This window comes from Gallalistipes aquisgranensis (assembly GCF_014982715.1).
In the GTDB taxonomy this organism is placed as follows: Bacteria; Bacteroidota; Bacteroidia; order Bacteroidales; family Rikenellaceae; genus Gallalistipes; species Gallalistipes aquisgranensis.
In genome coordinates this window covers 595,886-608,481 of the sequence record NZ_JADCJY010000001.1, presented here as the reverse complement: position 1 = coordinate 608,481, position 12,596 = coordinate 595,886, and the positions used below count along the sequence as shown (strand labels likewise).

Sequence of the window (12,596 nt, the reverse complement as noted above, 5' to 3'; positions counted from 1 at the left end):
GCCGCAGGTCAAAGCACTTCTCTCGTGATTTTCAGCACATTTTCCGTCCCAGACCCCAGCCGGAACCGATCGTCGATGCGGCGCCCGACCAGCCAGACGATCTCCCCGGCCCCCTCTCCGCCGTCGACCACTACGAACTGGCGCCGCTTCTCGGCCAGCGGCACTTTGGCGTCGATCAGAAAATCGCTCACCTTCTTGCGTCCCGTCATGCCGAAAGGCACGAAACTGTCCCCCTCGTTCCAGCGGCGCACGACCAGCGGGAAATGCAGCCGGTCCCGGTCGAGCAGCGCCACGTTTTCGGGCTGGGCAGGCGTGTCGATATCGTCTATATCGAGCTTCTCCAGATAGAGCACCGAATTGCCGCAATAGAGTTTGGACATCTCCTCTCCCAGCTCGACCGCACAGGCATCCTCCTCGGCGATCGGGGCCACGAGTATCTTTCCCCGGTCGATGTAGGCCACGTTCTCTTTGGAATAGAAGCGCTTGCCCGTGGAGTCGTGGCGCATGGACCGGCAGAGGGAATCGATCACATCGCCCTTGAAACCGTAGGCGCTGAGCAACTCGTAGATCACGAAATCGACCGGGAAAGCGGGGTCAATCCGGGCGGGGTCGATCACACTCAGTCCGTCGCGCTGTTCGACCACTTCGGCCCGGATGCGCTCCATGCCCCGGCTGATGAAGAGCTGGGCGTCGGTGAGCCGCTCGATGTTGGCGCACATCTGTTCGGTGAACTTGGGATTGATCTCCCGGATACGGGGAATCAGACCCAGCCGCACCTTGTTGCGCAGATACTTGGTGGAGCGGTTCGAAGAGTCCTCCCGGAAAGGAATCCGCTCGGCATGGGCATAGTCGAGAATATCGCGCCGGGAAGCGAACAGCAGGGGCCGGACGATGCGGCCGTTCACGGCGTGAATGCCCGTCAGCCCTCGGAGACCCGTTCCCCGGAGCAGATTGATGAAAAAGGTCTCTATCGAATCGTCGGCATGGTGGGCGATGGCGATCGCGTCGTATCCGTACTCGGCGCACAGCGCATTGAACCAGTCGTAACGCAGCCGTCGGGCGGCCATCTGCACCGATTCGCCGGTACGCTCCATCTCTCCCTTCGTGTCGAAACGCATATTATAAAAAGGAACACCGTAGCGGGCCGCCTCCTGTTGCACGAGCACCTCGTCCTCCTCGGATTCGGCCCCCCGGAGCTGAAAATTGCAGTGGGCCACGCCGATCGCATAACCGCTGCGGGCAAAGAGCGAAAGCATCACCATCGAATCGACCCCGCCGCTCACGGTGAGCAGCACCCGTTCCGAGGGTTTCACCAATTCGTTTTCCCGGATATAATCCTGAAATTTATCAAGCAGCCTTTCCATCGCACTTCTGTTTTATCGTTACCAGACGTTCACTTCCGTTTCGATCCGCACGCCGAAACGCTCCTCCACGTCCCGACGGATGTCCGAAGCCAGCCCCAGCACCTCCGTTCCCGTAGCCCCGCCCCGGTTGACGAGCACCAGCGCCTGCGCCCCGTGCACCCCCACCGTAGGCCGTGCATGACCTTTCCAGCCGGCCCGGTCGATCAGCCAGCCGGCCGGCAGCTTGCAGTGAGCCTCATCCTGCGCCGGATAGAGCGGCAGATCGGGATACCTCTCCTTCAGCCTTTCGGCCACGGAACGCTCCACCACCGGATTCTTGAAAAAACTGCCGGCATTTCCCGTCTCTTTCGGATCGGGCAGCTTGCGGCGCCGGATGGCGGTCACCGCCCGCCGGATATTCTCCAGCGAAGGCCCGCCCAGCGCTGCGGTCTCCCGTGCGAGGTCGCCGTATCCCAACGAGGGCCGCGGCACCCGTCCCAGCGAAAAGACGACGGCCGTGATGACCGCCCGACCCCGGAGCACTCCCTTGAAAACGCTCTCCCGGTAACCGAACCCGCAGTGGGCGGCCGCCAGTGTAAGGGGGGCGAGCGTCCCCGTATCGAGCAGTTCGACCGCCTCGACCGTATCCTTCGCCTCCGCCCCGTAGGCACCGATGTTCTGTACGGGGGCAGCCCCCACGTACCCGGGGATCAGCGAGAGGTTCTCCAGCCCCCACAGACCGCGTTCCACGGCCCATGCCACCAGATCGTCCCACTCCAGACCGGCCTGCACGCGCACCCTCACCCGGGAAACGTCGGACGAGAGCACCTCGATCCCCTTTCCTACGGGGTGAAGCAGCGTACCGCGGAAATCCTGCGTGAAAAGGATGTTGTTCCCGCCGCTGAGCACACCCCATCGCCCGGCGAGTATCTCCCCGTCCGCCAGCAGTTCGCGCAACTCTTCGCGGCTGTCGAACGTCACCATGCGGTCGGCCCGCGCCGGAACGCCGAAACTGTTGTAAGGCGTCAGGTCTATATCGAGAAATCGTTCCATCATAAGGACAAAGGTAGGGGATTTTCGCGCAAAAGACAAATGATCAGAGCCCCTCTTCGGCGGGGGGAGCCACGGAGGAGGCATCCGGACGGCCGACTCCCCGGTTTCTCCACCGTCCGGAATAGAAATAGGCGACCGATCCCGCCAGTCCCGCAGCCCAGCCCACGGGCATGGCCCACCAGATGCCCGTCTCCCCGAACACTCCGGACAGGAAGACGGCCGCAGGCACCCGGAACAGCCACAGGGAGACGAAGGTGATCAGCATCGTGAAGACCGTGGCGCCCGCCCCGCGCAGCATGCCGTTTATCACGAACATGAGGTTGAACAGGAGGTAGGTGGAGTTCATCACCGCCAGACATTCGTACCCGGCGTCGAGCACGGCCGGATCGTCCGTGAAGATACGCAGCACGGAACGCCCGAAAAGAATCAGCACGGCATTGAGCACCAGTACGCAGCCGCTCGACATCCAGAGCGTGTCGCGCAGTCCCCGGCGGATACGGAGCCACTTCCCGGCTCCGGCATTCTGCCCGGTGAACGAGGTGAGCGCGGCGGCGAAATTCATCACCGGAAGGGCCACGAAAGTGTCGATGCGGTTGACCGCCGAATAGGCGGCGATCACGTCCGTGCCGAAACCGTTGACCACCCCCATCAGGGCCACCATGCCCACGGCCACGAAGGTCTGCTGGAGGCCGGACGGAAGCCCCATGCGCAAGCACTGGCGAAACAGTGCCCCGTCGAATTTCGGATTGATGAGATTGAATTTCAACAGCGTGTGTTTCCGGTTCACATAGGCCACGGCCAGCAGGAATGCCGCACCCTGTGCGATCACCGTGGCCCACGCGGCCCCGGGAACGCCCCACCCCAGTCCCACGATGAAGAGCAGGTCGAGCCCCACGTTGAGTACGGCCGAAACAACGAGAAAGTAAAGCGGCGTCTTCGAATCGCCCACCCCGCGCAGCACGGCCGAGACGCTGTTGAACCCGAACAGGAAAACCGAACCGCCGAAATAGATCTTCAGATAGCCAGCGGCCATCGGCACGATCTCCTCGGGCAGCTTCATCAGCCGCAGAAGAGGGACCGAAAAAAGCACCCCCAGCACCGTGACCGCCACGGCCGCCACGGCCAGAAAGATCGTCAGCGTGTCGGCTGTGGCCTGCACCCGGTCGTAACGCTTCATGCCGAAATACTGCGAAATGACGATCGAGGCACCGATCCCCATGCCCACCACCAGCGCGATGGTCATGAAGATGACGGGCGTGGAGGCCCCTACCGCCGCCAGCGCCTCCTTTCCCACGAAGCGCCCCACGATGGCCGTATCCACGAACTGATAGAGCTGCATGAACAGGTTGCCCAGCAGCATGGGCAGCGCGAAACCGAGAATCTGGCTCCACTCGCGCCCCCGCGTAAAATCCTTCATTCCCGTCCTCCTTACGGAAAACAAAGGTGCGAAATTATTCCGACTCCGATGCGGTTTCCGGCAAAAAACTTGAAAAACAAAAATAGTTTACCTTGTCCTATCCGTGTGATTTATCAACATTTAAGGTTTAAAAAATCAACAATGCGAAAACAGTTTCGGAAAAAATGACTACATTTAGACGGTTCGAAAGAAAGACAGGTTCAAAAAGCACTCAATATGTTTACGGACAAGGATTTAATTCAGATCAAAGCCCACGGGCTCACGCCGCAGGGCGTGGAGAAGCAGATGGAGAATTTCCGGCGGGGCTTCGGTTTTCTGCCCGTCGACCGGGCCGCGGTGGCCGGCGACGGCATCCGCATCTTCGACAAGGAGCAGATGGACCGCTTTTCCGACATCTACACGGAGCGAAGCCGCACCGCCCGGATCGTGAAATTCGTCCCGGCGTCCGGCGCAGCCACCCGCATGTTCAAGGAGCTGTTCGAATTCGTGAACGGGGGAAAGCGCGGCAAGGGGATCGACCCGCTGCTGGAGAACATCGGCCGGTTCGCGTTCTGGCCCGAACTGAAAAAGGCCGTGGGCGACGAACAGGACCCCGTGAAGATCGTCTCGGCGATCGTCGGGAAGGGACTGGACTACGGCTCGAAACCCAAAGCACTGATTCTGTTCCACAAATACGCCGACGGCAGCCGCACGGCGGCCGAAGAGCACCTGGTAGAAGGAGCACTGTATGCGGAGGCCGGAGGACGGGTGAACATCCACTTCACCGTTTCGCCCGAACACCGTGCGGAGTTCGACGCCCTGATGGAACGGGTGCTTCCGCGTTACGAAGAGCTGTACGGAGTGAAGTTCCGCATCGACTATTCGGTCCAGAAGCCGGGGACGGACACGATCGCCGTCACACCCGGCAACGAACCGTTCCGCGAAGCCGACGGCTCCCTGCTGTTCCGGCCGGCCGGCCACGGCGCCCTGATCGAGAACCTCAACGAGATAGACGCCGACCTGATCTTCATCAAGACGGTGGACAACGTGGCTCCCGACCGGCTCAAGGCCGACACGGTAGCCTACAAGAAAGCGCTGGCAGGGCTGCTCGTACAGCTTCAAGAGGAGGCGTTCGCCCTGCTCGAAACGCTCGATCGGGTAGGAGCCGACGACGACCTGAACCGCGAAATCGCCGGCTTCCTCGAGGAGGAGCTCTCCTGCCGGCTACCGGAGAATTACACGCAAATGACGACCGAAGCCCGCAGTACACTGCTGCGTTCGCTGCTCGACCGTCCGATCCGCGTCTGCGGCATGGTCCGCAACGAGGGAGAGCCGGGCGGAGGTCCCTTCTGGGTGAACGAACCGGGCGGCGCACAGTCGCTCCAGATCGCCGAGTCGTCCCAGATCGCCCCGGCCCAGGCCGAGCTGATGAAACGGGCGACCCACTTCAATCCCGTGGACCTGGTCTGCGGCGTAAAGGACTACAAAGGCAGGAAATTTGATCTGCTCCGCTACGTGGACGAATCGACGGGGTTCATCTCCTCCAAGTCCAAAGACGGCCGGGAACTGAAGGCACAGGAACTGCCGGGGCTCTGGAACGGGGCCATGGCCCGCTGGAACACGCTGTTCGTGGAAGTTCCGATCTCCACGTTCTCGCCCGTGAAAGTGGTGAACGACCTGTTGCGTCCCCAGCACCAATGATTGTAACCGACAAAACCGAAATAATACCGAATGAATCTATGGAAAACAAACTGGAACAGCTGACCCGCAGGCTCTACGACGAAGGGCTGTCGAAGGGACGGGCCCGGGCCGACGAACTGGTGGCCGAGGCGGAGGCGAAAGCGAAGAAGATCGTCGCCGACGCACGGGCCGAAGCCGAACGGATCGTAGCCGAAGCCGGACAGAGCGCCGCGGAGCTGAAAAAGAATACCCGGACCGAAATCGCGCTGGCCGCTCGGCAGAGCGTCTCGGCGCTCAAGGAGTCGATCCGTACGATGATCGTGGCCCGCACGGCAGGGAAGGCCGTGGGCGGGGCGATGCTCGATGCGGAGTTCGTGAAGGAGCTGCTGCTGGAGACCGTCCGGAACTGGCAGGCCTCGGGAGGCGAAGCGGGACTGAAAGCCCTGCTTCCGGCCGGCCGGAAGCAGGAGCTGGACGCCGCCTTCGCGTCCGCTGCAAAAGCCCTCCTCGACGCGGGTGTGGAACTGGAATACGCGGACGGAGTGAAAAACGGTTTCCGGATCGGCCCGAAAGACGGAGGATACTACCTCAGTTTCACGGATGCCGATTTCAACGCCCTGCTGGACGAATACCTGCGCCCGCAGGTGGCCGGGCTTCTCTACGGCGAAGAGACCGGCAAATAGCGGGGAGACGATGGCGAAGAACTATTACTGTCTGGTGGCGGGCCTGCGCGAATTCACCCGGGAAGGCGAGCACAAGGGTTTCGACCCCGCGTCCGTACAGGCCGAAATCGACGAGGGAATCGGCCGGAAGGACCGGGAGAAGGTGGCTCTGCTGCGCACCTATCACGACATCGGGAACATCGTGAACCTGAAAGCGGGCCGCGCACAGTTCTCCCCCCTGGGCAATTTCGGCCGGGCGGAACTGGAGGAGGAGGCGGTTCGGCCCGTACGCCTGCCCCGGTTCGTGCGCGAAGTGCTGGAAGCCTATGCCGACCCGGAGGGTACGGATTATGAGGAGATCGACCGCAGCAAGGCGCTGGAACGCTCGCTCATGGAGGCCTATTACCGGGCCTGCGCCGCGTCGAAGAGCCGTTTTCTGCGCGAATGGGGCGAGTTCGACCGCAACCTGCGCAACGTCTGCGCGGCCCTCACGGCCCGCCGGCTGGGGATTCCCGTACCGCAGGTGCTGGTGGGCGGAGGCTACGTGGCCGAATCGCTGGCCCGCAGTTCGGCGGCGGACTTCGGGCTGAAAGGCGAGGTGGGATACCTCGACCGGGTGATCGCCGCCGTGGCCGACGAGGAGAACCTGCTCGAAAAGGAACACCGCATCGACTCGCTGCGCTGGGAGATGTCGGAGGAGCTCACGACCTTCGACTATTTCAACATCGAATTCATCCTGGGCTATCTGGTGCGCGTGGGCATCGTCTCCCGCTGGATGTCGCTCGACCGCGAGCGGGGTCAGGAGATGTTCGCCCGGCTGCTGGCCTCGCTGGGCGGGGCGGAACTGATCGGCCGGGCCGAAAGTACGAACGAATAAAAACCGAAAATACGACATGAAGACAACAGGACAGGTGGCCGGCATCATCTCCAACATCGTGGTGGTGAAAGCGGACGGCCCCGTGGCGCAGAACGAAATCTGCTCCGTCTACCTGGGCGACATCCGCATGATGGCCGAGGTGATCAAGGTGATCGGCGAGAACGCCTACGTGCAGGTGTACGATTCCACGCGCGGGCTGAAGGTAGGCGACCGCGTGGAATTCGAGGGCCACATGCTGGAGGCCACGCTCGGTCCCGGCATCCTCTCGCAGAACTACGACGGACTGCAGAACGACCTCGCAAAAATGGATGGCCTCTTTATCAAAAGGGGATCGCATACCGATCCGCTCGACTACGAAAGGCAATGGGAGTTCAAACCGCTGGCCTCCCCGGGCGACACGGTGAGCGCCGGTTCGTGGCTGGGACAGGTGCAGGAGAAATGGATCGAGCACAAGATCATGGTGCCGTTCGCCATGACGGGCCGTTACACGGTCAAAAGCGTGGCCGGGGCGGGCCTCTACCGCGTAAAGGACACGGTGGCAGTGGTGACCGACGCCGACGGGCGCGACCACGAAATCACGATGGTGCAGAAATGGCCGGTGAAACAGCCGATCCGGGCCTATACGGAGAAACCGCGCCCCTCGCGGATGATGGAGACGGGTGTGCGGGCCATCGACACGTTCAACCCCATCGCCGTGGGCGGTACGGGTTTCATCCCGGGACCGTTCGGGGCGGGCAAGACCGTCCTCCAGCACGCCATCTCGAAACAGGCCGATGCGGACGTCATCATCTTCGTGGCCTGCGGCGAGCGGGCCAACGAAGTGGTGGAGATCTTCACCGAGTTTCCCCTGCTGGACGACCCGCGCACGGGCCACAAGCTGATGGAACGCACCACGATCATCTGCAACACCTCGAACATGCCCGTGGCAGCCCGCGAGGCATCGGTCTACACGGGCATGACCATCGGCGAATACTACCGGGCCATGGGGCTGAAGGTGCTGATCCTGGCCGACTCCACTTCGCGCTGGGCGCAGGCGCTGCGCGAAATGAGCAACCGGCTGGAAGAACTGCCGGGACAGGACGCCTTCCCGATGGACCTGCCGGCCATCATCTCCAACTTCTACGCCCGGGCAGGCATGGTGGTGCTGCCGGGCGGAGGGCACGGCTCGGTGACCTTCATCGGTACGGTGTCGCCCGCAGGCGGCAACCTCAAGGAACCGGTGACCGAATCGACCAAAAAGGCGGCCCGCTGTTTCTACGCCCTGTCGCAGGGACGGGCCGACAGCAAGCGCTATCCGGCGATCGACCCGCTGGAGAGCTATTCGAAATACCTGGAATATCCCGAGATCAGGGAGTACCTCGACGAGCGGATCGAACCGGGATGGGTATCCCTCGTGATGGAGGGCAAAACCCTCGTGCAGCGGGGCAAGGAGGCCTACGAGCAGATCAACATTCTGGGCGACGACGGCGTGCCGACCGAGTACCACGAACGGTTCTGGAAATCGGAGCTGATCGACTTCGTGATTCTCCAGCAGGACGCCTTCGACCGGATCGACGCCAACTGCCCGATCGTCCGCCAGCAGTACATGTACAAACTGGTGCTGGAGGTGTGCCGCAGGGAGTTCTCCTTCGCCGGGTTCGAGGAGTGCGCCTCCTTCTTCAAGGGACTCATCAACCTTTTCAAACAGATGAACTATTCGGAGTGGGACAGCGACCGGTTCCGGGACTACCGCAGCCGGATCGACCGGACCGTCGCAGCCAAAACCAAAGAAGCATAACCAGCCATGGAGACGAAAGCATTTCAGAAGATATACACCAAGATCGACAACATCACCAAGGCGACGGTGAGCCTCCGCGCCCGGGGCGTGGGCAACGACGAGCTGGCCACGGTGGGGGGCAAGCTGGCGCAGGTGGTCAAGACCGACGGCGACCGCGTGACGCTCCAGGTGTTCTCGGGTACCGAGGGCATCGCCACCGATTCGGAAGTGATTTTCCACGGCATGCCCCCGATGCTCAACGTGAGCGACGACCTGGCCGGCCGTTTCCTCAACGCCTACGGCGAGCCGATGGAGGGCGGCGCCCGGATCGAGGGCGAGGCCCGCGAGATCGGAGGCCCCACGGTGAATCCCTTCAAGCGTATCCAGCCCTCGGAGTTGATCGCCACGGGCATCGCCGGCATCGACCTCAACAACACGATCGTGTCGGGTCAGAAAATACCCTTTTTCGCCGACCCCGACCAACCCTACAATCAGGTGATGGCCATGGTGGCCCTCCGGGCCAAAGCCGACAAGATCATCCTCGGCGGCATGGGGCTCACCAACGACGACTTCCTTTTTTTCAAGCACATTTTCGAAAACGCCGGAGCGCTCGACCGCATCGTGTGCTTCGTGAATACGACCGACAATCCGCCCGTGGAACGGCTCCTGGTGCCGGACATGGCGCTCACGGCCGCCGAATACTTCGCGGCGGACAAGGGAGAGAAGGTGCTCGTGCTGCTGACCGACATGACCCTCTACGCCGACGCGCTGGCCATCGTGGCCAACCGCATGGACCAGATTCCGTCGAAAGACTCCATGCCCGGCTCGCTCTACTCCGACCTGGCCCGCATCTACGAAAAGGCCGTACAGCTGCCCAACGGGGGGTCGATCACCATCATCGCCGTGACCACCCTTTCGGGCGGAGACATCACCCACGCCGTACCCGACAACACGGGTTATATCACCGAAGGTCAGCTCTTTCTGCGCAACGATTCGGACACGGGCAAGGTGATCGTCGACCCGTTCCGTTCGCTGAGCCGCCTCAAGCAGCTGGTGATCGGCAAAAAGACCCGCGAAGACCACCCGCAGGTGATGAACGCCGCCGTGCGCCTTTATGCCGACGCCGCCAACGCCAAGACGAAACTGGAGAACGGTTTCGACCTGTCGGACTACGACGAACGGGCCCTCGCCTTCGCACGCGACTACTCGGAACACCTGCTCTCGATCGACGTGAACATCGACATCACCCGCATGCTCGACCGCGCCTGGGCCATGTTCGCGAAATATTTCAGCAAGAGCGAAGTGGCCATCAAGGACGAACTGGTGGAAAAATACTGGCCGAAAGAGGCATAGCGTAAATCCGCGGAAATATGGCTATCAGATTTCAGTATAACAAAACGTCGCTGAACGAACTGGGCAAACAGCTCAGGATGCGTACCCGCGCCCTGCCCACGATCAAGAGCAAGGAGTCGGCCCTGCGCGTGGAGGTGAAGAAGGCGAAGGACACCGCTGCGGAGTATGCGCGGCAGTTGGACGAGCTCTCTTCCCGTTACGACTACATGGCCGCCCTGTGGAGCGAATTCGATCCGGAGCTGGTGAGTATCCGGGACGTGGAACTGGGTACGGTCAAGATCGCCGGGGTACGCATTCCCGTGCTCCGGAGCATCGACTTCGAGGTGAAGCCCTACGACCTGTTTAGCAGTCCGGTGTGGATCGCCGACGGGGTGGAGGTGCTCAAGCGCATCGCCACGCTGGGCATCGAACACGCCTTTTACGACCACAAGACGCAGCTGCTGGACCACGCCCGCAAGAAGACCACCCAGAAGGTAAACCTCTATGAAAAGGTCCAGATTCCGGGATACGAGGATGCGATCCGCAAGATCAAGCGTTTCCTGGAGGACGAGGAGAACCTCTCGAAGAGCGCCCAGAAGATCGTCAAGACCCGGCACGGACAAACCGGAGAGGAGGTGCGGCCATGATCGTACCGATGATGAAATACGATTTCGTGCTCCACTACGACCGCTACGAGGATTTCCTGGAGCGGCTGCGGGAGCTGGGGCTGGTAGACATCACCACCACGGGCTGGGAACCTTCGGAGGACGACCGGCAGCTGCTCGTGCAGATCGAACAGCACAGGCAGGCGGCCCGCCGTTTCGAAGAACTGACCGCACGGAAAGAATTCGTCCCGGGCGAGCCTTTCGCCACGGGCAAGGAGGCATTCGAGCGCTACCGGGAAGCCGCCCGGGAGATCGAATCGCTCACGGCACGCATCGCCCGCGCCCGCAAGGAGGCGGACGAACTGGCCGTATGGGGAGCCTTCAACCCGGATAAACTGGCCCGGCTGGAGGAGGCGGGTGTGGAACTCCGATTCTTCTCGGCCTACGACAAGGACTTCGGCGACCGGGTGGCCGGATGGAGGGAATCCTATCTCATCGAAGAGATCGCCTCCCGGGACGGTGTCACCTATTTCGTGGCGGTAGTTCCGCCCGGCACGGACGTGGCGATCGACGCCCAGGAGATGCGCCGGCCCGAGGCCACCCGCGACGACAAACGGCGGGAGGCCGAATCGCTCGAAAAGGAACTGGAGGAATGGAACCGGCAGCTGGCCCGCTGCGCGGCCTCGCAGGATGCGATCGCGGAGCACGAAGCCTCCCTGAGGGAACGTCTCCGGTTCCGGCAGGTGCACAGTTCGGGACGTGCGGAGGCCGACGGCTCGCTGGTGTTGCTGGAGGGTTGGGCCACGCGGGAGACGGCGGACAGAGTGGACGCGATGCTGGAAGAGTATCCCGACCTGTTCTACCTCAAATCCGATCCCACACCGGACGACGACACTCCCGTCCTGCTGAAAAACAACCGGTTCGCGCGGCTGTTCGAACTGATCGGAGGTTTCTATTCGCTGCCCAGATACGGCACGATGGACCTGACCCCCTACTTCGGTCCCTTTTACATGATCTTCTTCGGCTTCTGCCTCGGGGACGGCGGCTACGGACTGATCTTCGTGCTGGCCGGGCTGCTGATGCGTTGGAAGGGGGGGCCGAAACTGCGGCAGGCGGCAGGACTGACCGTCTGGTGCGGAGCGGCCACGGTGCTGTTCGGACTGCTCACGGGTTCGTTCTTCGGCGTCCAGCTGGCGGGTCTGCCCCTGTTCGCTCAGTTCCGGGAGTATTTCCTCTCGTCGGAGAAGCTCTTCAACCTGGCGATCGCGCTGGGCCTGATCCAGATTCTCTTCGGCATGGCGCTCAAGGTGACCATCATCTCGCGCCAGTTCGGATTCCGGTACGCACTCTCCACGATCGGGTGGATGATCGTCATCGTCTCCACGCTGGCGGCCATGTTCCTGCCCGACCTGGGGATCAGGCAGTTTTCGATGGGCTCCGCAGCTTACCTGGCCTGCCTCGGTGCGGGGCTCTTCATGATGCTCTTCCTCAACTCCCCGGGCAAGAACCCGCTGGCCAACTTCGGGGCCGGACTGTGGAACACCTACAACGACGTGACGGGGCTGATGAGCGACGTGCTGAGCTACATCCGCCTGTTCGCCATCGGCCTTTCGGGCGGCGTGCTCGCGCTGGTCTTCAACGATCTGGCCCTCGGGCTCAGTCCCGACATTCCGGTCGTGGGCCTGCTCGTGACGATCATCATCCTGCTGATCGGCCACGGCATCAACCTGTTCATGTCATCACTCGGGTCGTTCGTCCACCCGATGCGTCTGACCTTCGTGGAATTCTATAAAAACGCCGGGTTCGAAGGCTCCCAACGTCCCTTCGAGCCTTTCCGGCACAACAAACATAACGATCGAACACAGAAACTTAACTAAAACCTCAAAACACGT

The 12,596-nt window shown here is 62.0% G+C and carries 10 protein-coding genes; 7 read left to right on the top strand and 3 right to left on the bottom strand.

Annotation, left to right across the window (positions count from 1 at the left end; genetic code table 11):
• Positions 1 to 8: 8 nt before the first annotated feature.
• The 3 genes from tilS to INF32_RS02170 are packed head-to-tail and all read right to left on the bottom strand — an operon-like array spanning position 9 to position 3,813.
• Positions 9 to 1,364, bottom strand: a complete 1,356-nt coding sequence (gene tilS / locus INF32_RS02180; protein WP_226386777.1) for a tRNA lysidine(34) synthetase TilS — start codon at positions 1,362 to 1,364, stop codon at positions 9 to 11.
• Positions 1,365 to 1,382: 18 nt separating this feature from the next.
• The gene (gene murB / locus INF32_RS02175) at positions 1,383 to 2,399 is read right to left on the bottom strand and encodes a UDP-N-acetylmuramate dehydrogenase (RefSeq protein WP_226386776.1); all 1,017 of its coding nucleotides are present in this window, start codon (positions 2,397 to 2,399) and stop codon (positions 1,383 to 1,385) included.
• A gap of 40 nt (positions 2,400 to 2,439) precedes the next feature.
• Entirely contained in the window at positions 2,440 to 3,813 is a 1,374-nt protein-coding gene (locus tag INF32_RS02170) for an MATE family efflux transporter (protein WP_226386775.1), read from the bottom strand.
• 216 nt (positions 3,814 to 4,029) lie between these two features.
• Between INF32_RS02170 and INF32_RS02165 the strand changes: the two genes are divergently transcribed.
• The 7 genes from INF32_RS02165 to INF32_RS02135 are packed head-to-tail and all read left to right on the top strand — an operon-like array spanning position 4,030 to position 12,581.
• Positions 4,030 to 5,493: a DUF4301 family protein gene (locus INF32_RS02165; protein WP_226386774.1), complete on the top strand. Its 1,464-nt coding sequence runs from the start codon at positions 4,030 to 4,032 to the stop codon at positions 5,491 to 5,493.
• Between the two features lie 38 nt (positions 5,494 to 5,531).
• Positions 5,532 to 6,155, top strand: a complete 624-nt coding sequence (locus INF32_RS02160; RefSeq protein WP_226386773.1) for a hypothetical protein — start codon at positions 5,532 to 5,534, stop codon at positions 6,153 to 6,155.
• A 10-nt stretch (positions 6,156 to 6,165) separates the two neighbouring features.
• Positions 6,166 to 7,011, top strand: coding sequence for a DUF2764 family protein (locus INF32_RS02155; protein WP_226386772.1), 846 nt, complete (start codon positions 6,166 to 6,168; stop codon positions 7,009 to 7,011).
• Between the two features lie 16 nt (positions 7,012 to 7,027).
• Positions 7,028 to 8,788 carry a V-type ATP synthase subunit A gene (locus INF32_RS02150; protein ID WP_226386771.1) on the top strand — a complete coding sequence of 587 codons (1,761 nt, stop codon included), beginning with the start codon at positions 7,028 to 7,030 and terminating at the stop codon, positions 8,786 to 8,788.
• 6 nt (positions 8,789 to 8,794) lie between these two features.
• Complete coding sequence (locus tag INF32_RS02145) at positions 8,795 to 10,120, top strand: V-type ATP synthase subunit B (protein ID WP_226386770.1); 1,326 nt, start codon at positions 8,795 to 8,797, stop codon at positions 10,118 to 10,120.
• Positions 10,121 to 10,137: 17 nt separating this feature from the next.
• Entirely contained in the window at positions 10,138 to 10,746 is a 609-nt protein-coding gene (locus INF32_RS02140; RefSeq protein ID WP_226386769.1) for a V-type ATP synthase subunit D, read from the top strand.
• Positions 10,747 to 10,754: 8 nt separating this feature from the next.
• Entirely contained in the window at positions 10,755 to 12,581 is a 1,827-nt protein-coding gene (locus INF32_RS02135) for a V-type ATP synthase subunit I (protein ID WP_226386768.1), read from the top strand.
• Positions 12,582 to 12,596: the final 15 nt, after the last annotated feature.